We start from the raw sequence: 20,084 nt of genomic DNA, 5'->3' as shown, positions 1-20,084 counted from the left end.
ACATATGATTTGCGGCAGAGTAAATAGCCCGCTTACATATGATATTACTACATCTTCCAGTTTGGCAAGAAAAAGTTTCCATAAAAGGTAAATTATTTTCCAGGGATTCTATTGCAATCCTATTGACAAAACAAGGAAATCCTGCTGCTAGTAGCGCAACAGGATTTCCTTGTTTTGCATCTGCCTCGCCGCCAGCAGAACGGACGGGATGTTCGGCTCGTACAGCCGCAGGTAGAACAGGCCAACTCCAGCGTCACCGAGCAACAGCCCCGGCGTCCTGCCCCCGCTGGTGGTGCCGCCCGGCCATGGCAGACCCCGCTTGGCATAGCGCTCGAGACCCGATGTTGCCACCCGCTCGGCGACGCGGGCTCCGGTGAACACGTCCCGGCCCAGCACACGTTCGCCGAGCACCAGCACTTCCGCATTGCCGGAGAGGCCGTGGCAGAGCGAATAGTTGCCCGTCCCTTCCTGCAGCTGGCGTTCGACATGCTGCCGGGTCGTATGCAAGGCGGTCAGCGCCTGCTCCTGATAGAGTGCCCAGCCGGTCACTTCATAGGCGTGCAGACGGCTCAGCGCGATGCCCGGCGCGCCGTGGCACCAGTAGGAGACGCAGGAATGCGGCTCCCCGTGCCTGTCCACACCGGTCACGCCGCGATAATCGGGCCAGTTCTTCCGCTCGGGCAGAAAGCAGCGCTCCTCATAACGGAGCGCGCCTTCCGCCGCGTGCAAGTACCGCGCTTCCCCCGTCGCCCGATACAGCTCCAAGAGCGCATACGCCGCCCCGGCCGCGCCGTGGGAAAATCCGGTCAGGTGCCGCTGCTCAAGATGGCGCGGGTCCGGCCAGGAGTACATGTCGCCCTTGCGCTCGGCCGCCTTCAGCAACCGCTCGCCAAGCAGCACGGCGAGATCGAGGTGCGCAGGCTCCGCTAAGAGTTCCCCGAGGGACAAGACTGCAGCTGCCGCACCCGCAGCGCCTGAGATGATGTCAAATTCCCTTTTGTCAGCCGGATGGCGTGCCGTTCGTGCCAGCAGTTCCCTCGCTTGTGTCAGCAGTTCCTCATCTCTGCAGAGCAGACCGCCTCGCGCGGCTGCATACGCGATGCCCGTCCAGCCCGTGTACAAGCCGGTGCGCAGGTCTGGCGCGATCTCTTTCCGTTTCGCCAACGCTTGGCGAATTGCGCCGAGCGCTGCTACCCGCAGTTCTTCATCGCCTGTCTGCCCATACAGCTCAGCAAGGAACAGCCCGATGCCGCTGGTGCCGTTGTACAGGTCGCCGCCCAGCGTACGATAGCTCGATCCCTGTCCCAACGTCGCCTCGCCGCCGTCGCCCATCCATGTCCACCGCCCACCGGCGCGGAACGCCTGCTCCAGCAGTTGTGCGGCGATGTCCTGCGCGGCAGACAGAAGCTCTTGGCGTGTCAAGGGCTCCTCGTGCTGAATCGTTTCCCCTCTCCACTCCGACGCTTCCACCTGCAGCAGGCTCTGCATGCTGTAGATGTCACCCGAGCCCGGATTGAGATACGGAGCTTCGAGCAGGATTCCGTCCTGCAGGAAGCGCTCCCGAACGGTCTGCATCCGTTCGTCAACGGTGCGCTTCCCCTGCTCATAAGCCAGCAACAGCCCTTCGGCGAGCAAGCGGCAGCGATTCATGCCGAAGCTCTCCTGATCGCCCGGGTCTTCCGAGCAGCCGAGGCCGTTTGCTACTTTTTTCGTAAAGGCAGGCACAGACGATTTTAGATACGGTGCGACCTCACCATAGAGACGGCCCACTCTCGCCATCACAGCGGCAAAATCCCTTTTGTCGACATAGAGCACTCCGGCGTCGCAGCGGTCGTACTGCTGCGGCCGATTCAGCACTTTCAGGCGAAACGGGATCTCCGCTGCATTGAGCGCGGAGGTGACCGCCCGCATCAGCCGGGCCGCACCTTGCGGAACCAGATTCCAGTACAGGCGCACCACCTGCTCCGGTGCATGGTCGAACAGATCGCGGTCGCCCACCGCCATGTAAAATCCGGGCGAAAGGCTGCGAAACTCTTTTGGAAAACGCAGTTTGATGCGCTGTCCGGCCTGCAGGCCGTCGCTTGGCAGGGCTTGCTCCGGGCGGGCATGCACGCGCAGCCCGTGCTGTTCGACGACGATGCGCCCTTCCGCATCTCGCGTCTGTCGCACCGTCCAGCCCTCCTCCCAGAACCCTTTGCCGGTGTTGGCGGCAGACAGCGCTTCTTCAAATGCTGCCGAGCTTTCCGCCTCGACGGTGGCGCCGCGTTCCGCCTGCAGCGATCCTGGGCAATACAAGCGTGCATAGAGCCGATTTTTTAATTGGTAAACGAGATAATCCCGTGCTGATTTCGACGTGAGCTCCTGCCGAATGCGTTTGGCAAGCGGTGCGGAGGATTGGCCTTGCAAGGTAAATCGGGTCGCAGTCACAACGGTGGCTTCCACCGCCTCGCGAATCTGCTGTTCATAGCGGTTCATCACATCTCCCCCGCTTTCAAGGGAATGCCCAGCACCTGCACCGCCGCCAGTTCCGGGCGTTGCAGAATGTTGGCGCTCATCTGCAGGAAGCAGATCATGTTGCCGGTCGGTTCGATCGAGGACTGCATCGCCTCATAGGCGGCGAGCACCAGTCGGGCCGCCGCATAGCGCACGGAGCGGATCAGCTTGCGGTCGCGCTCAGCGCCCGTCAGCCCCGTTCGGTTGCAGTACGCCTGCCAAAACGCGCGCAGAGCCGGGTGCATCGTATGAATCGGATGTTTGGCCAACTGCAGCGCCCGCTCCGGCGGAGTGTCTCCCGTGATCGGGATCGAATGCAGCCAGGCGCTTAGAAAGGTGTTGAACATCGAGCCGACATCCCAGCAGGCGTCGCCGAGCGCGGCCAACTCCCAGTCGATCAGGCGCAGACCGGGACGCTTGTTCGAATCTGTATCGTCAGGCACAACGAGGAAATTGTCCCATTTCACGTCATGATGAATCAGCACATCGGTCGTCCACTCCCGATGCAGCAGCTCCAGCGCTTCGCAAAAGGCGGGAAAGCGCTGCATGATCTTCACCAGCCGCAGATTGGCCGAGCTGATGCCATGGTAGATGCTCTGCGCCGGTCGATGCAGTCTCAAGATCCAAGGAGGTTCGCTTGATGGGAAGGATTCGAGCCCGCTGTTACACAGGTGCAGGCGGCCCAACGCATCGCCAGCCTGCCGGGCCAGATGCACCGGAAAACGGCCTTTCTTGCGATAGAAATAGTCGTGGAGACTGGTCGCCCCGCGCAGCAGTTCGATGACCAAAATGCCGTCCTGCTGATCATAGCGGTAGAAGCGTGGCAGATATTTCACCATGCCGCTGCCCTGCCCCGCCCCCTGTTGAAAATAGCGGTAGGCGGACGCTTCTTGGGCGGTCAGCTTTTGTTCCTCCGCAGACTTGCCCGCTTTGAGCAGATAGGAGCGGCCTTGCGTGCTGATCACTTGAAAATTGAGATTGCGCCGCGTCACGTCCAGCACGGAGAGGTTCCCGTTCACAATCTGTTGTTCCTCCAGCAGTCGGTGGGTCAGGAGGTGTTGAATCGACGTTTGTCTGTTCAGCATGAAACAGCCTCCGTTTGCTTGGATGATGCAGAGGAGGAGCCTTTGGCCCCTCCGCTGCCAAGGTGGAGCTGGAATTACGGACAACCTCTTTCTGTCGGGCAGGCCCGCGTGCAGTTATCTTTTTCGGTCGGGCAGCGTTCCGTCGGACAGAAGGACTCACTGATGCAAAGCGGCGTCGGCGGCGGGCAAGCTCTGACCGTCGGACATCTGGTGACCGACACCATTACCGTTTGGCAGATGACGGTGGACTCGATATGTGGTCCTTCACCCGCGAGGTTGTGCGTGTGCGACGTGCTGTCAAGGAAGCCAGACATGATGTCGCCCGACAAGAATTCGGCCTGCACTTGCTGCACAGAAGTCTGTGTGCGCTCCAGCGCGGCATCCGGCTTGACCCACAGGGTCGCAGCGCTCTGCTCTTCCTCCGGCATGATGGCATACAGAATGTCCTCCGCCTGGATCTCCAGAAAATCGTTGAGCTCCGGTGTCAGATAGAGCCGCCACTGGCCGTCTTTGGGACTATGGCCCAAGAATCCGGTCAGCACGACCGCATCTTCCGGAAGTTTGGCATTCGGATCAAATTCGGTCATCGTTTTCTCCTCCCTTTTCTTTTTATTTTTTAATTATTTTGATTCTTTAGACCTATTCAACAGGTTAGGATCTTTTTCCTTCCCAAGAAAAAACTGACGCCTGTACAGGACAGGCGTCAGTTGAGATGAGTCGAAAGTCTTATTGGAATTTCGGGATGACGCTTTTGGCGAAGCGCTCCATCTCCTCGAGCTGCGGGGAGAACTGCAGGAGCAGCAGGTCGACGCCTGCGTCTTCGTATTCACGGACGCGTGCGGCGATCTGCTCCGGGGTGCCGACGAGGTTCGGGCGCAGGCCGCGGTTGGAGACGCTGTAGTCTTGCAGGGTCAGCTTCTGCTCCAACTGGGACTTGTTGACGAAGTCGCCAAAGCCCGCGTAGCCTTTCATCGCGTCTTCGCTGACCGTGGTGATGCGCGCAAGCTCCGCCTGCGCTTCTTCTTCCGTATCGCGGCAGATGACGTACGCCGCCATGCCGAAGGACCGGAACGGCTCAAGGCCCGTTGCGGCGCGGCGCGCTTTCATGTCGTCGATCTTGATCTTCACTTCTTCCGGTGTGCCGCCGTGCATCACGTACGCGTCGCAGTGCTCGGCGATCAGCTTCTTGCCGCGCTCGCTCTCCCCGCCCGCGTAGAGGATCGGATTGGGACGCTGCACCGGCTTCGGCGACAGTTTGGCATCTTCGATGTTGTAATAGCGGCCGTTGTAGGTGAACGACTCCTCCGTCCACATCCCTTTCAGCACGTCGACGAACTCCTGTGTGCGCTCATAGCGCTCGTCGTGCTCGGCAAAATGGCCGCCGTACTGGCGCGCCTCTTCCGCCCACCAGGCGGAGACGATGTTCAAGGTGAAGCGCCCGCCGGAGATCCGGTCGATGTTCGCCGCCATCTTCGCCGCCACCGCCGGATTGTGGTAGCCGGGGCGGATCGCCGTCATGATCTCGATCTTGTCGGTCACCGCCGCCAGCGCCGCCGCCGTGCTCCACGCTTCCAGCACGTCCTGGTCCACGCCTTTGATGTCGTTCAAATACAGCTCGGCGATCAAGGTGGTGCTGTAGCCCCACCGTTCGGCCGATTGAATCACCGTTTTTGCATAGTCGTACGTGGACGGCATGTTTTCGTTCTCCACATTGCGCAGCCACCCGCCGAAGATCGGCAGCCAAAATCCAAATTTCATTCTGTTCATCTCCCCAGATCGCTTAGAAAGTGCTTGCCCGGCCGGTCACCTGGGTGATCGCGCGGACATGTTTGGTCAGTTCGACCGTCATTTCGAAATAGTTGAACGGCGTGATCAAATAGATGCCGTTATAGTGTTTGACCGCTTCATCGAGCAGCTCTTTGCACATCTCGACGCCTTCCGCTCGGGCGGCCGCGCCTTCGAAGCGCTTGATCCGCTCGCGGGACTTTTGCGAGATCTTGATGCCCGGCACCTCGTTGTGCAGAAATTCGGCGTTGCGCGTCGAAGTCAGCGGCATGATGCCGATGAAGATCGGGACTTTGATGTGCGCCGTTGCTTCTTTGATCGCCAGCATCGTCTCCAGATCGTACACCGGCTGGGTCATGATGTAGTCGGCGCCCGCTTCGACCTTGCGCTCGAGGCGCGCCACCGCCGCTTCGAGGTTGCGCACGTGCGGATTGAACGCTGCGCCGCAGACGAAGCGGGCTTGATTTTTCATCGGCCGGCCGGAGAAGGCGACGCCCTGGTTGAGTTGTTTGACCATGCGGATCAGATCGAACGAACTCATGTCGAACACGGTGCTCGCCCCCGGCAGATCGCCGACGCGCGCCGGGTCACCGGTGATGACGAGGATCTGGTTGATGCCGAGCGCATGCAGCCCCATCAGGTGCGACTGCTGGCCGATCAGGTTGCGGTCGCGGCAGGCGACATGCACGACCGGCTCGATGCCGAGCTCCCGCTTGATGATCGAGCCGAGCGCCATGTTGCTCATCCGCGTCGTCGCCAGCGAGTTGTCGGCGATGGTGATCGCGTCCGCCCCCGCCTTGTACAGCTCGTGGGAGCCTTCGACGTAGCGCTCCACATCGAGGTCGCGCGGCGAGTCGAACTCGACGATCACCGTGTGGCGCTTCTCAACGAGGTCGATGATCGTCGGCATTTCGCTCTGCTGGAAGCGCACCACTTCGCGCTCGAACACCTCGATGCGCGGCGCATTTTCCGGATTGACGCGCGGCAGGCGCTTCATGCCGGACACGGCACCTGCGATCGCCTGAATGTGCTCCGGCGTCGTGCCGCAGCAGCCGCCGATCAGCGAGACGCCTTGCTCCCAGAGCTTGACCGCACTATCTCCAAAATACTGATAATTCGGCTTATATGCAAACTCTCCGTCGACGATCGCCGGGCGGCCGGCGTTCGGGAACGCCGACAAGCCGAGCCCTTCCGGCACGACCGCCCGCTCCAGCGCCCGCAGGATCTCCGCCGGGCCGAGGCGGCAGTTCAAGCCGACCATGTCGGCGCCCGCCTCTTGCAATTTATGATAAGCATCGCTGAGCAGGTAGCCGTCCCGCGTGCGCTCGACGTCGAGCAGGGAGCATTGGGCGATAATCGGCACGCCGGACGAAGCGACGAGCGGACGCACCACGTCGAGCGCCAGCAGCAGCTCTTCCAGATCAAAGAAGGTCTCCAGCACGAGGCCGTCCACGCCTTCGTGAAGCAACGCCACCGCCTGTTCCTCAAACGTGTCGCGGAACTCTTCCACGTTCGCCGTCATCACGCGGGCCGCTGCGATCGAACCGATGCTGCCGACGACAAACGCCTCCGCTTCGGCGAGCTCGACCGCCTGGCGCGCGATCTGCACGGCCGCCCGGTTGATCCGCGTCGTCTTGCGTTCCAAGCCGTAGCGGGCCAGCGCTTCGCGGTTCGCCGCGTAGGAGTTGGTTTCGATCACCTGCGCCCCGGCGTGCAAATACGCCATGTGAGCTTCCCGCACCCACTCTTGATTCTTCAAACACAACTCCTCCGTCGAAGAGCCTGCTGCATGACCCTGCTGATACAGCCACGTCGCCATCGCGCCGTCGCCGATCAGCACGTCGCTGCCCAGCTTTTGCCGAAACAATTCATGCCGACTGCTCACCTTGCATCCTCCTTCTCTCTGTCGTAGTGCTTCGATAACGGAATAAAGTCCAAATATAACAAAAAACGCCTCTTCTTAGCATGTAGAAGAGGCGTGAATACGCATAGAAAAACTGCGAACCTCTCTTATCTGCCAAGCCGCCTTATGCGGTCTTGCTGGAATTGGCACCTAATCGCAGCTAGTTGCTACCGGTTGCCGAGGCTTCAAAGGGCCAGTCCCTCCACCTCTCTGGATAAGAGCTTGCTTACTATGTGATTGTGGTTAGAATATCACCAGTTTCCCCAACCTGTCAATACTGCCCGCGAATCTGCAGAAAGCGTTCATACCGTTCGAGGATGAGTTGAAACTGGCTGCGTGGAGCCAGCACGGGGCGCTGTTCTCTCGCTTTTTCCAGCGCTGTGCGCCACGGCAGCCGGTACAGGCGCATCAGGATCGCCGTGAGCAGGAATCCAAGCCTGTTTTTGCCCGCCACGTCGTGGACATAGACGATTCTGCCCTCCGCAAGCCACGACACGACCGTCTCGACCGCCTGCACCAGCTCCTGCAGCGGCGGGCTGCTTTTGTTTTCGAGCGGGAATTGATAGACGGCCAGCGGGTATGGATAGCTGCCCGGCACGTCCTCCTCCCGTTCCCGCACGTTGAGGATCGCGGTGACGCCTAGCTGCGCCAGCCGGCGCCACCCTTCCCCGTCGATTTGCGTGCCACCGTACAGTCGTCCCGGAATGAACTCCGCAATCTGCATCGCTTAGTTGTAGTTCAGCCAGATGCTCTTGATCTGCGTGTAGTTCTCCAGCGCGTATTCGCCCATCTCGCGCCCGATGCCCGACTGTTTGAAGCCGCCGAACGGCGATGCAGCGTCGAACATGTTGTAGCAGTTGATCCAGACGGAGCCGGCTTTTAACTTGTGCGCGACGTTGAACGCGGTGTTCATGCTCTGCGTCCAGACGCCGGCAGCGAGCCCGTAGGCGGACAGGTTGGCCCGCTTGATCACATCGTCGATGTCGTCGAACGGCATCGCCGCCACGACCGGCCCGAAGATCTCTTCCTGCGCGATCGTCATCTCGTCCTGCACGTCGTAAAACACGGTCGGCCGGACAAAATAGCCGTTCGCAAGGTCGCCGTCGGCTCGCGTGCCGCCCGTAGCCACTTTTGCCCCCTGCTCGATGCCTTTTTCGATGTAGGAAGTGACGCGGTTAAGCTGCTCGCCGGTCACCAGCGGCCCCATCGTCGTCTTCGGGTCGAGGCCGTGGCCTTGACGCACCTTTTTGTCGGCGTAGGAGACCATGTCGGACAAGGCGTTGTCATAGACGCTCTTGTGAATGTACAGGCGGGAACCTGCCGAGCAGACCTGGCCTTGGTTGAAGAAGATCGCCTGCATCGCGCCCGGCACGGCGCGGGAGAAATCAGCATCCGGGAACACGATGTTCGGGCTCTTGCCGCCGAGCTCCAGCGAGACGCGCTTCAGGTTGTCGGCCGCGTAGCCCATGATCAGCTTGCCGACTTCGGTCGAGCCGGTAAACGCCACTTTGTCGACGTCGCGGTGGGTCGCCAGCGCTTTGCCCGCCGTTTCGCCGAAGCCCGGGATGACGTTGACGACGCCCGGCGGGAAGCCTGCTTCCTGGATCAATTTTGCCAAATAGAGCGCCGAAAGCGGTGTCTGCTCCGCGGGCTTCAAGACGACCGTGCAGCCGGTCGCCAGTGCGGCGCCGAGCTTCCAGGCGGCCATCAGCAGCGGGAAGTTCCACGGGATGATCTGGCCGACGACGCCGATCGGCTCGCGGCGCACATAGTTGTGCATGTTCGGCACGTTGACCGGAATCACGTCACCTGAGATCTTGGTCGCCCAGCCTGCATAATAGCGGAAATGCTCGACGGTAAGCGGCACATCCACGTGCTTGGCTTCCCGGATCGGCTTGCCGTTGTCGAGCGTTTCGATCTCGGCAAAGATCTCGGCGTCGCGCTCGATCAGGTCGGCCAGCGTATAGATGAGGCGGGCTCGCTCCTGCGGCTGCATCCGCGTCCACGGGCCGTCTTCAAATGCGTCGCGGGCGGCTGCGACCGCGCGGTTGATGTCTTCCTGATCCCCTTCCGAAATATAGGCCAAAATTTCACCTGTGGCCGGGTTGTACGTCGGGAAGGTCTTGCCGCTGGCAGCTTCTACAAATTGGCCGCCGATGAACAGTTTTTTGATCGTCTTCGATTTGACAAAATCCGTTGTGCGCGGATTGAGCTGAAATGCGGTGATTTCCATTGATGCGCCTCCTCAGTCGGGTATGTAGGGGAATGTCCCCCTCTCAACCTTATGAGGAGCCTGGCACCAGTATGTTTAGTCGATGTCGATTCCCATGAAAATCGCGTCGTAAAATGTCCCCTCGAGGTACGACGCCTTGCGATGAACGCCTTCCTGCACGAAGCCGAGCTTTTTGTAGAGATGGATCGCCGCGTGGTTGTCTTCCCGCGTCAACAGGTTGATCTTGCGGACGATCCCGGTCGCTTTCGCCCAGTCGATCAGCAGGGTCAGCATGTGTGTGGCGATGCCGAGGCCCCAGAAGCTTTCGCGCACCGTGATGCCGAACTCGCCGACATGGCGGGAGCGCTGGCGCTGTCCGCCGACGAAGTTGGTCACCGATGCGATCTCGCCGTCGATCAGGCCGATCAGAAAAATTTTGTTGTCCGTTTGGAAGTGGTCTTCGATGATCCCTACCTCCTGTTCCGGCGTGGTGGTGAACTCGCCGGGGCCGAAGCCGAGGAACGGGCTTTCGCAGGCGACCTGCTGCATATAGGCGACGAGCATAGCGGCGTCTGCCGGCGCTGCTTCGCGGATGGTGAGGGTGCGTCCGTCTTTCAAGAGGTGGGTGCGGGTGGTCTCCATGATCTGTCTCCTTTTGTCATGTTTTATCCACCATTATAACGCGGCTGTAGGGTAAAATGAGAGCAGATCGCGAAGTCTCGGCGCAACAAAAAACGACCCGGCCGGAACGCGGGTCGTTTCGTCTGTCTGCTATTGCTCAAAACGCTCGGAGATCACCAGCTCCGACAGCGGCAGGCGCACGGAAGCGTGGCCCTGTTCGGTGCCTTTGCCCAAGGTGATCATCATCGTCGGGAAGAAGCGGGACGGGATGTTCAGCTCGGCGATCAGCTGGTCGCGGTTGAAGCCGGCCATCGGGCAGGTCGCGTAGCCGAGAGCGGTCGCCGCCAGCATCAGCTGCATCGCCGCGAAGGACGAGTTGATCAGCGCCGAATCGTGGCCGAACTGCGGCGGGTTGTTCGCGTAAGCCGGCTTGATCTGGCCGACCATCATGTCGGCGATGTCGCGGGTCATCGTGCCCGCTTCCACCGCTTGGTTGAAGATCATGTCGGCAGCCTTGTCCGCTTCTTTGTCGGCCAGGATGATGATCACCGCCGGAGCGTCCACCACTTGCTGCTGGTTGTACGCGATCGGCAGCAACTTCTGCTTGTTCTCTTGGTTGGTCACAACGAGGAAACGCCAGTGCTGCAGGTTCCACGCCGACGGAGCGGTCGCAGCCAGTTCGAGGATTTGTTTCAGGTCCTCCTGCGGCATGGTCGGCTCGTATTTGCGTACCGAATGACGGGCACGCATCGCTTCTTGCGCAGTCATTTGCTGTTGCGTCATCGAAAACACCTCTTGTCCTGTTTATGTACTCGGCTTATCATTACAAAGTATACAAAAATGAGGTGACACATGGCAAACTACATTGAAGACCTGCGCAAGCTGGTCGGTAATACAAAAGTCATTCTGGTCGGCTGCGGCGTGCTCGTCTTGGACGCCGAGGACCGCCTGCTTTTACACCGCCGCACCGACAACGGCAAGTGGGGCATCCCCAGCGGCTTCATGGAGCTCGGCGAACAGGTCGAGCAGACGGCCCGCCGCGAAGTCTATGAAGAAACCGGGCTCAGCTTAGGCCGACTGGACTTCTTCGGCATCTACTCCGGCAAGGAGCGCGAAGTGACCTTGCCCAACGGCCACGAGCTGATGGCCGTCAAGATCGCCTTCACCTGCCGCGAGTATCAGGGCGAGCCGCGCGTCAACGATCACGAGTCGCATGAAGTGCGTTTTTTTGCGCTCGACGAGTTGCCGACCGACTTTAACCCGACACAGCTTCATTACATTGAAGACCTGTTGTCGGGCGCTGCGCCGCCTTTTATTAAATAATTGTCAGATGCACGATTTTCGAGCCTTCCGACCAGCGCAGGAAGGTTTTTTTGTGCGAATCTTATAAAGAGGTATTTTTCATCTCACCTTGAAGTAATCTAGGCTTTGCTTACATTCGCTCACATTCTTGAATGGAGGACCGATGTAGATTTGCATAAATTGCTCAACAAACAGTTTCCTGCCATTTGTATTCTAGGCTCGATCGGAACCATCTACGCATGGACCCGAGCCGATTTTTCGCATCCGGACTATTTAATCATATTCAATCTGTTCCTGTTCATCATTGAAGCACTTCCATTCCGTATCAAGCGGTTGAACATCACGTTTTCGTTTCCGCTGCTCTACGCGATGGTCTTGAACACCGGTTTCGAAGCGACCGCCTTGTGCTCGGCCGCCATTCTGCTCGTCGTCAACACGCTGCGGCGCCGCCCGTGGAAGGCGCGGCTGACCTCGGTGTTCGGACGCGTGGCAGCCATCCTTGGCGCCGGCATGACGGTCAATCTGCTCTGGCCATTGCTCCCGGGCGAACCTGCGGAACTGCTCTTTGAAGAAGTGCGGATGACCCTCATGCTCGTGGTGTTTCTCTTCTTGTCGTTTGCGGTCTTCGTGTGGAACACCGATTTCCGGGCCTTGCAGCAACCGTTCCGCCCGCTGATCCTCAAGCTGGTCCTGCTCGATCTGGTGGTCAGCTTTCTCTATACGGGGCTGATGATGTATCTCGGCATCAAAATGCCGGTCACCAACCTCGGGATGCTTGGCTTTCTCTTTTATTTCCTGCCGCTGGCCGCGGCCTGTTTCCTGCTCTACCTGTTCAACAACCTCAACCGCGCCAAGCAGGGGCTCGTCACTTTGTTTGAAGTTTCGCGCACGATCTCCCAACAGCACAGCCTGCCCACCGTGCTGGAGCAGGTGATCGACCGGGCTGCCGATCTGGTCGGCGGGCACTGCGGCGTGCTCTATCTGCTGGAGGACGGCGAACTGCGCAGCAAAGTCTGCACCTGCTCGAGCGACCAAAGTCCGCAAAAACTGCCCAAAGGCATCTCGATCGCCTGGGCGGTCGCTTCGAGCGGCAAGGCCGAACTGGTGCATGACGTGGAGCGCGACACTCGCTTCTGGCCTGGCGAAACGCAGTATGGCACTCGCACGCTGCTCGTCGTGCCGATCATCATCGCAGACAAGGTGGCAGGCGTCATCTCGCTCGGGCGCAACGAGCCGCATTCGTTTCTCGCCGCCGAGCTGCAACTGATGGAGATCTTCGCGTCGCACGCCGCCGTCGCGATGAAAAATGCCCTGTACATCGTGGAGCGGGAGAAGCGCCTGCTCGTCGAGGAGCGCAACCGGCTGGCCCGCGAGATTCACGACGGGATCGCCCAAGATCTCGCCTCGGCCGTCTTTCAACTGGAGATGCTGCGGCGCGGCGCGGCCGACGAAGCGGCGAATGAACAGATGCGCAAATTGCAGGACATGCTCCGCCAGACGGCGACGACCCTGCGCAACTCGATCTTCTCGCTGCGCCCCGCCCCCTACACGCACGCCGGGCTGCGGCTGGCGATGAAGGTCCATCTGGATGAGATGGAAAAAGCGCACGGGCTGCCGTTCGAATTCGACGCGCCGGAGCAATTGCTGCAGCTGGCACCCGACGTGATGAGCGTCGTCTATCAGGTGTTTGCGGAAAGCGTGCAAAACGCGCTCAAGCATGCGGCTGCGACCCGGCTGCAGGTCAAACTGCTCGTCGATGAGGATTGCCTGCAGCTGACGGTACGGGATAATGGGAAGGGGTTTCATTTTGGACGAGCGATGCTGGAAGCGGTCAACCGCCATTCATTTGGCATCGAGAACTTGCACCTGCTCGCCGATCAGGCGGGCGGCACGCTGGAATATCACACTGCGCCCGGCAAAGGAACGGAGATAGTGCTGGAGATCCCGCTGAAGGAGGATGGAACGGATGACGGTACGCGTGGTGCTTTGCGATGATCATACGATTTTGCGCGATGGTCTGCGCAACCTGCTCAACTCAGAAGATGATTTGGAAGTGGTGGGAGAAGCTGCCGACGGCAAGCAGGCGATCGAACTGGTCGAACGGCTGCAGCCGGACGTGGTGATCATGGACATCAACATGCCGTGCCTGGGCGGCGTGGAAGCGGTGGAGCGCCTGACCGCCAACGACCCGAACTTGCGCATCCTGATCTTGACGATGTTCAATCAGGATGAATATCTGTTCCGAACGATGCAGGCGGGCGCCTGCGGGTATCTGCTCAAAGACTCGCCGATCTCCGAGGTGATCGACGCGATCCGCACGGTGATGCAAGGCGGTTCGGTGCTGCACCCCGACCAGACGCGCAAGCTGCTCGCCTCCTACCGCGAGAAGGACAAGCCGGACGGAGAAAAGCTCTCCCCGCGCGAGCACGAAGTGCTGATCACGCTGGTCAAAGGGCTGTCCAACAAAGAGATCGCCGAGCAGCTGTTCATCTCCGAGACCACCGTCAAGCTGCACATCTCGAACATCTACCGCAAACTCGGCGTCAAAAGCCGTTCCCAGGCGATCATGTACGCCGTCAAAGAAAAGCTGGTCGTTATTTAACGAAAAACCGCACCCCTTTCGGGATGCGGTTTTTTCTCGGGTTATGCCGTCGCCTTTGGCTGCGCAGTTGCCCGCCGGCACAAGTGGCGGGCGCCTCGGGGACGGCTTATCTCACGGACGTTGTCCTGTCTTTATCGTACTGCAGGAGCCGGACGAGCGGTAGTAGACAAAGGTATAGAAAAGATACTACTTGCGGCTAGTTGACATCGGTGGTCACTTTGTGGCAACGTCCACCCCGAGCACCCAGCCTTCGAGTTCTGCACGCCGCCGCTCTTCCCCGGTGAGCCGGGGATCAAAATAGCCGCCCAGCCTCCCCGCCTCATCCTCACGCTGCAGCCAGCGAGTGCAGGCCAGGGCGTCTTCCGTATCGCCGCGCTCGCCATGGTTGAACAGGGTCGGATACATTTCGACCAGCACATGCCCCGTCTCCGGCAGCACCCAGCCGTCGAACGGCCAGGCGAACAGCGGGATGCCCTGCTCGCGGCAAAAGCGGCGCAGGCGCGTCAGATAAGCGATCCCGCAGATCGCCTGCAGCCCGACCGAGCCGGCCCCGCCCACCTGATAGATCGGCTTCATCTTGCGGCAGCGCTCTTCGACGAGCCGCCGTTCGCTCATCCCGAGCGCCGCGTACGGAAACGGCGGGCGTTTGCTCTGCAGCTGGAAGTTCGGCCCCCAAAACGGACCGCCTACCGCCACGCCGTGCCGGGTTTGAAACAGCCCGTTGATCCGCGCCGCCCAGCCTCGCCCGTCCGCTTCCGCTCCGGTGAGCAGCGCGGTCACCTCGTCCCAGCTCACTGGAGACGACCCGGTCACCTTTTCAAAAAAGCCCTGCGGAAAGCTGTAGGAGTGGTCGAAGCCGAGCACGACGCGCTCCCCGGCGGCGGTCGCCTCGGCCAGCAGATCACAGACGCGCAGATAGAGCTCTTCGCGGGTAAAATGCTCCGGCTCTGCACCCGACACGGCGAGCACGATGTGTTTTTTCTGCAGGCGCAGCGAAGAACTGCCGCTGTAATCGGCAAAGGCGTAACGGTCGAATGTGCTCATGCTTTCGACCGCTCCATCTCGGCGATCACTCGCATCCGCTCCGCCAGATTGGAGGTGTGAAACTCCCACTCCACGCCGTCCGGGTCGAGGAAGTTCACCGTTTTGCCCACGCCGCGCGCGACCGGCCCGCGCACGATCGGCACGTTGTGGTCGCGCAAGTGCTGCACCGCTTGTTCAAAATCGGCATCGTCCACCGTCAGCGCCAAATGCAACTGCTCCAGTCGCGAAGGACGTGCCTGTCCGATCTCCTCTCCGGAGAGGCAGATCCACGTCGCTCCGCTTTCCAAATACGCGTAATGACCGCCCTGATGCACGACCCTCATCCGTAAAATCTCTTTGTAAAAATATAGTGTACGATCAAAATTTTCTACAAAGATCGTGATGTGATTAAGTCCCTTCGTTTCAAACATCGTCTCGCCTCCACTTTAACATGATAAGACAATAGGTAATTCTAAACAATTGGGAGAATGTGAAAATGAAACCCAAATGCAGAGAGCCTCAAGGCGGGCAAGGGCCGGCTCTGCGTCACCTTGCGTACGGAACAAGAAAAAGCCGTCATCGAGAATCGCGATAACGGCAAAGGCATGAAGGAGCAGACGCTGCGCAAGCTGTTCGACCCGTTTTTCACCACGAAAGCGACCGGCACGGGCCACGGGCTAGCCGTCTGCAAGCGCATCATCATCAACCATGGCGGCACGCTGTTTCGCATCGCCTTACCGGCGAACGCTTAATTGATACACCACCCACCAGATCAACGCAAAGCCGACCGCCTGCGTCACTGTCAGTCCTTTGTCAAGGAACAGCCAGTTCAGCAGGACGCCCGTCGCAGGAAAGGCCAGCTCGGCCAGCGTCGCAGAGGACGCCGGCGTGCTGGACAGTCCGCGGTAGTAGAACAGGATGCCGAGCAGTCCCGGCAGCAGGGCGAGCAGCAGAAACATGCTCAGATGCACTGCCTTTAGCGCTTCACCGCCCATGGCGGAAAGGCTGCTTCCCGACAGCACCGCCAGTCCGAACAAGAGCGGCACGGCGAACAGAAAGCGCGCCCCGGTCAGCGTTTCGAAGCTCATATTGGTGCGCGTCAGCAGGTAGCGGCCCATCACCGTTGAGCCGCCCCAGAGCACCGCCGCCCCGATCGACAAAAGCGACCCGGTCAGCTGTCCGCCCGTCGCGCCGAGAAACGGAGCCTGCAGACCGAACGTCAGCAGATAGGTGCCGCCAAGCGCGACCAGCAGGTACAGGCTGAAGCCGCGGGGCAGCCGTTCGTTCAACAGCAACTTCGCCGCCAGAACTACAAACAGCGGTTGCAATTTCTGCAGCAGCAGCACGACGCTCGGATGCCCGTACTGAAAGCCCATCGTGAACAGGACGGTCGCCAGTCCCGACCCGCCCCAAGAGAGGAACAGGATCGCGCCAAAATGCCGGAGCGACAAGCTTTGGAACTGTCGGCGGCCGATCCAGACCGCAGGCACGGCGAATAGCAGCAGCAGCAGATGCTCGATCAGCACGATCTCCGTCGAGGTAAACGCCCCCATCAAAGGAACGCGCAGCAGCGAATCCAGACCCCACAGCGCCGCGCCCAGCGCGACCAGCCAGACACCGCCTTGCCGGAAGGTAACGGGCGGTGCGGCAGTCCGTTTCAGCTCCGGGGTATGCGTTCGATTCAACATCGCCATCTGCCTCTCACACCTTCAGGGAGCTGCTTTTCACCAGCTCTTCGAGCAGCAGCGCCGCACGGTCGACCACGGCGGGGTGAATGCTTTTGACCCCTTTGAAACTGCGGTTTTCTTCCACTTCCAGCTTGCCGAAACCGTCCATGTCATACGCGACCATCATCTGTTTCATCGTGGGTGCCTGCACGACGAGGAACCATTCGCGGGTCAGCTTGTGGCCGGGCGGAAGCGCGACGTACGCCACGCCATCGTGTTTCGGCAGCGCTTTGTCCTGCTCTCCAAAGATCGTGACCCCTTCACAGAACTCCGCCATCTGGAAAAAGCGCTCCAGCACCGGGTCCACCGCCCGGGACAATTTTTGAAACCCGGCATAGATGCGGGCACGCGGCTTTTTGGTCAACACCATGTTCTCCATGATCAGGCACATGTACTCCAACTGCGGCACCCGCGTTTCGTATTTTAGTGACGGCACGTCCAGCGCCGCGCGGGACAGCATTCCGCTCAACTTCTCCGTCTTGCCCTCTACCGTTTGAAACAGCTCTTCGAACAGCGACAACTCTTTCACCTTTGATCTCCCCCATTGCTCATCTGTTTGTTCGATTCCGATACGAACCCTTTAGGATCAGAATGCTTGGAACGGACGAACCCACTGCGTCTGTTTCGGGTCGAGACCGGCCTCGGTTAAACGCTCGCCCAGTGTTCCCGACACATTGCGCAGCACGTCGAGCGAGCTTTCCAGCTCCAGGATCGACATCAACTGCATCTCTGATGTCATGCGGCTGTTTTGGACCTGTCCTTCGATCTCCTGCGACAACGCCCTCAGCTTCTGGACGCTGGCCAACAGCCGTTCATACTCCTGTTCGACTTCGTCGGCCGTCTTGTGGATCTTGCGGTCTTCCGCCGTCAGATCGCGGGCGCTCTCGGCGATGCCTTGGATGATCTCGGCGATCACCGCAGAAGATTCGGCGCTTTTTTCGATCTCGCGGCGCTGTTCCGAAAACTGGCGCATCAGCAGCTGTGAACCTTCAAGTATCCGGCTGAGCAGTTCGGCCGTCTGTTTGACGCTCTCCTGCGCCTGCATCGACAGATCGCGGACCGATTGTGCCACGATGCCAAACGTTCGACCGGCCTCACCCGCATGCGCCGCTTCGATCGTGGCGTTCAACGAGAGCAGTTGGGTCTGGTTGGCGATGTCTTGGATCGTCGCCGAGAACGAATGGATATTGTGCAATTGCTCTCGAAACGCCTGTACCCCCAGTTCCGATTCGCGAGCGAGCACGTCGATCTTCTGCATCTCTTCCATCAGCTCACGGATGCGTGCCGTACCTGCTTCAATGCGCTGTACGATGCCTTGCGCCTGCTCTTCGCGGCGCAGGACGGACGACTGCACGGTGCCGAGCTGCTCGCGGACCACCTGCGACTGCGCCGAAGCGCGGTCAACCTCGGCGACCGCATCCTGGATCTGGCCGGAGATCAGCTCCGCCCCGTGGGCGTTGGCATGCGCCTGAGTGGAGATCTCTTCGCCTGCCATCTCGATCGCGCTGACCGCCGTCTCCACGTGGCGCGTGATCTGGGCGACCGTTTCCAAAGTCCCTTGCAGAGGAGATTCTGCTTGCTCAGTTTGTTTGGTTTGTTGTATAGGTTTTGTACGTTTAACCCACCAGTTCAGCATACCGAAACCTCCTATCCAAAATAATTGTATATGTTTTGTACAACTTTTGGCAAGAAAAAAACTTCTCTCTTGTTGAGAGAAGCTATTTTAATTCCATCTGCAGATTGCGAGTTCGGAAGCCCAGCGCTTCGTATAGTTTTTGCGCCGGGTTGCCGGAAAATACGTTCAGTCGGATCTCCTGATAGCCCTGTTCGCGCAGCTCTTGGATGCCGCGCTCCATCAGTTGGCGCCCCAGCCCGCGCCCGCGGTGTTCCCCGAGCACGTAGAGCTCATAGAGGAACCCGACCTCGTCGCCGGAAAAAGGGTCTTTGGCGGTGCCGATCGTGATCCAGCCCAGCACCTGCTCCGCTTCTTTGGCGACCAGCGGATACGCGCCCCGCTCCCACAGCGCGTTCAGCAGTTCCTGTACCCGCTGCTCATTGCCCTGCGTTTGAAACGTGCCTCTGGTGCCTTCGTGCAGCGAATGGGCCCCATGTTCATTGACGAACTCAAAATCTGCTCCGACCGCGCGAATGATTTCCATTGCTCATCACTTCCTTTTTTAGACTTGACAGAGTCTTGCAACCCGTTTACTGTTACTGGAAAACAATGCAAAAGGAGACTTCCACATGAAACCCGTAAAATTCCTGCAAGGCCAAAAAGTCTACCTGCGCCCCTTTACCGCAGAAGATGCCGACATCTTCTACCGCTCCTTCTATGAGCCGACGGGACGCTACTATACCGGCACCCAAGAGATGTTCACCGACAAGCAGATCGCAGATGCACTGGATCGCTTCGCTGCTGCCACCAACCGCGTCGATCTGCTGATCTGCTCGCAGGAAACGAACGAGCCGGTCGGCGACATCTCGCTGAACAGCATGGACAGCAACAACCGCAGCGGCAGTCTGCGCCTCGCCGTGTTCGAGCCGGAGAACTACTCCAAAGGCTACGGCACGGAAGCGCTGATCCTGATGCTCGACTATGGATTTGGCATCCGCAACCTGCACCGCATCGAACTGCACGTCTACTCCTACAACGAGCGGGCGATCCATACCTACGAAAAAGTCGGCTTCAAGCGGGAAGGCGTGATGCGCGACGCCTGGTATTACGACCACAAATGGGTGGACGTGATCATCATGTCGATCCTCGAAGACGAGTTCCGCGCCAAATACAAAAGGAAGTAAACGAAAACGACCCGTTGCCCGGGTCGTTTTGTTGTCAGGCCGTGAAGCGCTGGATGAAGCCGACGTATCCGTTCGGTTCATCGACCGGCGTTTCTGCGTAGTTGCCGTTGGTGTATTCGCTGATCACGCGGCGCCAGAAAGCGATCGCCGATGTGTTTTTGTGGAATTCATAGACGACCCAGCGACCGGGGAACTGGCTGAACACCTGGTTCGCAACCGCCTGTCCGAGCCCGTTGCGGCGGTATTTAGCCATGATGAAAAACTCCTCGATGCGCATCGCCGGAGCTCCTTCGTCTTCGATCTTGTCGAGCAGCACGAACCCGGCCAGCTTGCCTTCCACGCGGACGAAATACGCATAGCGCCCTTCCGCTTCGGCGTCAACGAAGTCCAGCACCGGCATGAAATCCCAGCGCCCATTTTCCTTGAGGTCGATGTCTTTCAGCTCGGAAAAATGATAGATGTAGAATTCGGACATGTTCAGCAGCGCTTCTTTTTGCTCTGCTTTGACCGTTTCCAATTCAAAACTCAAGAT

At 59.6% G+C, this 20,084-nt stretch carries 20 protein-coding genes, 1 pseudogene and 1 riboswitch; of the genes and pseudogenes, 5 read left to right on the top strand and 16 right to left on the bottom strand.

Going from position 1 to position 20,084, the window contains the following annotated elements; all coding sequences use genetic code 11:
• Window positions 1-147: 147 nt before the first annotated feature.
• The 9 genes from EV586_RS07510 to EV586_RS07470 all read right to left on the bottom strand — a co-directional run bounded on the left by EV586_RS07510 (window position 148) and on the right by EV586_RS07470 (window position 10,882).
• Window positions 148-2,475 carry a lanthionine synthetase LanC family protein gene (locus EV586_RS07510; RefSeq protein WP_132944445.1) on the bottom strand — a complete coding sequence of 776 codons (2,328 nt, stop codon included), beginning with the start codon at window positions 2,473-2,475 and terminating at the stop codon, window positions 148-150.
• Complete coding sequence (locus EV586_RS07505) at window positions 2,475-3,578, bottom strand: phosphotransferase family protein (protein ID WP_132944444.1); 1,104 nt, start codon at window positions 3,576-3,578, stop codon at window positions 2,475-2,477. Before EV586_RS07505 ends, EV586_RS07510 begins: the two co-directional genes overlap by 1 nt.
• A 74-nt stretch (window positions 3,579-3,652) precedes the next feature.
• Window positions 3,653-4,165 carry a hypothetical protein gene (locus EV586_RS07500; RefSeq protein ID WP_132944443.1) on the bottom strand — a complete coding sequence of 171 codons (513 nt, stop codon included), beginning with the start codon at window positions 4,163-4,165 and terminating at the stop codon, window positions 3,653-3,655.
• Window positions 4,166-4,304: 139 nt separating this feature from the next.
• Window positions 4,305-5,336 carry an LLM class flavin-dependent oxidoreductase gene (locus tag EV586_RS07495; protein ID WP_132944442.1) on the bottom strand — a complete coding sequence of 344 codons (1,032 nt, stop codon included), beginning with the start codon at window positions 5,334-5,336 and terminating at the stop codon, window positions 4,305-4,307.
• A gap of 22 nt (window positions 5,337-5,358) precedes the next feature.
• Window positions 5,359-7,248, bottom strand: a complete 1,890-nt coding sequence (locus EV586_RS07490; RefSeq protein ID WP_279388282.1) for a bifunctional homocysteine S-methyltransferase/methylenetetrahydrofolate reductase — start codon at window positions 7,246-7,248, stop codon at window positions 5,359-5,361.
• A 122-nt stretch (window positions 7,249-7,370) separates the two neighbouring features.
• Window positions 7,371-7,487, bottom strand: a riboswitch (SAM riboswitch).
• Window positions 7,488-7,537: 50 nt separating this feature from the next.
• Complete coding sequence (locus EV586_RS07485) at window positions 7,538-7,990, bottom strand: protein-tyrosine phosphatase family protein (RefSeq protein WP_132944441.1); 453 nt, start codon at window positions 7,988-7,990, stop codon at window positions 7,538-7,540.
• A 3-nt stretch (window positions 7,991-7,993) separates the two neighbouring features.
• A complete protein-coding gene (locus tag EV586_RS07480) occupies window positions 7,994-9,499 on the bottom strand; it encodes an aldehyde dehydrogenase family protein (RefSeq protein ID WP_132944440.1) in 1,506 nt (501 codons plus the stop codon).
• 75 nt (window positions 9,500-9,574) lie between these two features.
• Window positions 9,575-10,120 (bottom strand): GNAT family N-acetyltransferase, encoded by a 546-nt coding sequence (locus EV586_RS07475; RefSeq protein WP_132944439.1) that lies wholly within the window; start codon window positions 10,118-10,120, stop codon window positions 9,575-9,577.
• Window positions 10,121-10,249: 129 nt separating this feature from the next.
• The gene (locus EV586_RS07470) at window positions 10,250-10,882 is read right to left on the bottom strand and encodes a nitroreductase family protein (protein WP_132944438.1); all 633 of its coding nucleotides are present in this window, start codon (window positions 10,880-10,882) and stop codon (window positions 10,250-10,252) included.
• Window positions 10,883-10,951: 69 nt separating this feature from the next.
• Here EV586_RS07470 and EV586_RS07465 point away from each other — a divergent pair, with 69 nt between their 5' ends.
• From EV586_RS07465 to EV586_RS07455, 3 genes are all read left to right on the top strand, one after another.
• The gene (locus EV586_RS07465; RefSeq protein ID WP_132944437.1) at window positions 10,952-11,422 is read left to right on the top strand and encodes an NUDIX hydrolase; all 471 of its coding nucleotides are present in this window, start codon (window positions 10,952-10,954) and stop codon (window positions 11,420-11,422) included.
• A gap of 312 nt (window positions 11,423-11,734) precedes the next feature.
• Window positions 11,735-13,396 (top strand): GAF domain-containing sensor histidine kinase, encoded by a 1,662-nt coding sequence (locus tag EV586_RS07460; RefSeq protein ID WP_132944436.1) that lies wholly within the window; start codon window positions 11,735-11,737, stop codon window positions 13,394-13,396.
• Entirely contained in the window at window positions 13,368-14,003 is a 636-nt protein-coding gene (locus tag EV586_RS07455) for a response regulator (protein ID WP_132944435.1), read from the top strand. Before EV586_RS07460 ends, EV586_RS07455 begins: the two co-directional genes overlap by 29 nt.
• 213 nt (window positions 14,004-14,216) lie before the next feature.
• Here the strand turns inward: EV586_RS07455 and EV586_RS07450 are convergent, their stop codons facing one another.
• Both EV586_RS07450 and EV586_RS07445 read right to left on the bottom strand, forming a co-directional pair.
• On the bottom strand, window positions 14,217-15,047 hold the full coding sequence (locus tag EV586_RS07450) for a hypothetical protein (protein WP_132944434.1): 831 nt from the start codon (window positions 15,045-15,047) through the stop codon (window positions 14,217-14,219).
• Window positions 15,044-15,457 carry a VOC family protein gene (locus tag EV586_RS07445; protein ID WP_132944433.1) on the bottom strand — a complete coding sequence of 138 codons (414 nt, stop codon included), beginning with the start codon at window positions 15,455-15,457 and terminating at the stop codon, window positions 15,044-15,046. The genes EV586_RS07450 and EV586_RS07445 overlap by 4 nt, the downstream gene beginning before the upstream one ends.
• A 102-nt stretch (window positions 15,458-15,559) precedes the next feature.
• Between EV586_RS07445 and EV586_RS07440 the strand changes: the two are divergent.
• A pseudogene (locus EV586_RS07440) lies at window positions 15,560-15,778 on the top strand (ATP-binding protein); the annotation flags it as partial.
• Here the strand turns inward: EV586_RS07440 and EV586_RS07435 are convergent.
• The 4 genes from EV586_RS07435 to EV586_RS07420 all read right to left on the bottom strand — a co-directional run bounded on the left by EV586_RS07435 (window position 15,761) and on the right by EV586_RS07420 (window position 18,912).
• Window positions 15,761-16,720 carry a DMT family transporter gene (locus EV586_RS07435; protein ID WP_243652962.1) on the bottom strand — a complete coding sequence of 320 codons (960 nt, stop codon included), beginning with the start codon at window positions 16,718-16,720 and terminating at the stop codon, window positions 15,761-15,763. The pseudogene EV586_RS07440 and the gene EV586_RS07435 sit on opposite strands and share 18 nt — an antisense overlap.
• A gap of 7 nt (window positions 16,721-16,727) precedes the next feature.
• A complete protein-coding gene (locus EV586_RS07430; RefSeq protein ID WP_243652961.1) occupies window positions 16,728-17,282 on the bottom strand; it encodes a DICT sensory domain-containing protein in 555 nt (184 codons plus the stop codon).
• Window positions 17,283-17,339: 57 nt separating this feature from the next.
• Window positions 17,340-18,389 carry a methyl-accepting chemotaxis protein gene (locus EV586_RS07425; protein WP_132944431.1) on the bottom strand — a complete coding sequence of 350 codons (1,050 nt, stop codon included), beginning with the start codon at window positions 18,387-18,389 and terminating at the stop codon, window positions 17,340-17,342.
• 82 nt (window positions 18,390-18,471) lie between these two features.
• Window positions 18,472-18,912, bottom strand: a complete 441-nt coding sequence (locus tag EV586_RS07420) for a GNAT family N-acetyltransferase (protein WP_132944430.1) — start codon at window positions 18,910-18,912, stop codon at window positions 18,472-18,474.
• Window positions 18,913-18,997: 85 nt separating this feature from the next.
• Between EV586_RS07420 and EV586_RS07415 the strand changes: the two genes are divergently transcribed.
• Complete coding sequence (locus EV586_RS07415; protein WP_132944429.1) at window positions 18,998-19,552, top strand: GNAT family N-acetyltransferase; 555 nt, start codon at window positions 18,998-19,000, stop codon at window positions 19,550-19,552.
• A 34-nt stretch (window positions 19,553-19,586) separates the two neighbouring features.
• Here the strand turns inward: EV586_RS07415 and EV586_RS07410 are convergent, their stop codons facing one another.
• On the bottom strand, window positions 19,587-20,081 hold the full coding sequence (locus tag EV586_RS07410; protein WP_165898388.1) for a GNAT family N-acetyltransferase: 495 nt from the start codon (window positions 20,079-20,081) through the stop codon (window positions 19,587-19,589).
• Window positions 20,082-20,084 lie beyond the last annotated feature (3 nt).

Source organism: Tumebacillus sp. BK434, assembly GCF_004340785.1.
Taxonomy (GTDB): Bacteria; Bacillota; Bacilli; order Tumebacillales; family Tumebacillaceae; genus Tumebacillus_A.
The sequence above is the reverse complement of the archived record's forward strand: the minus strand, read 5'-3'. Positions and strand labels throughout refer to the sequence as shown.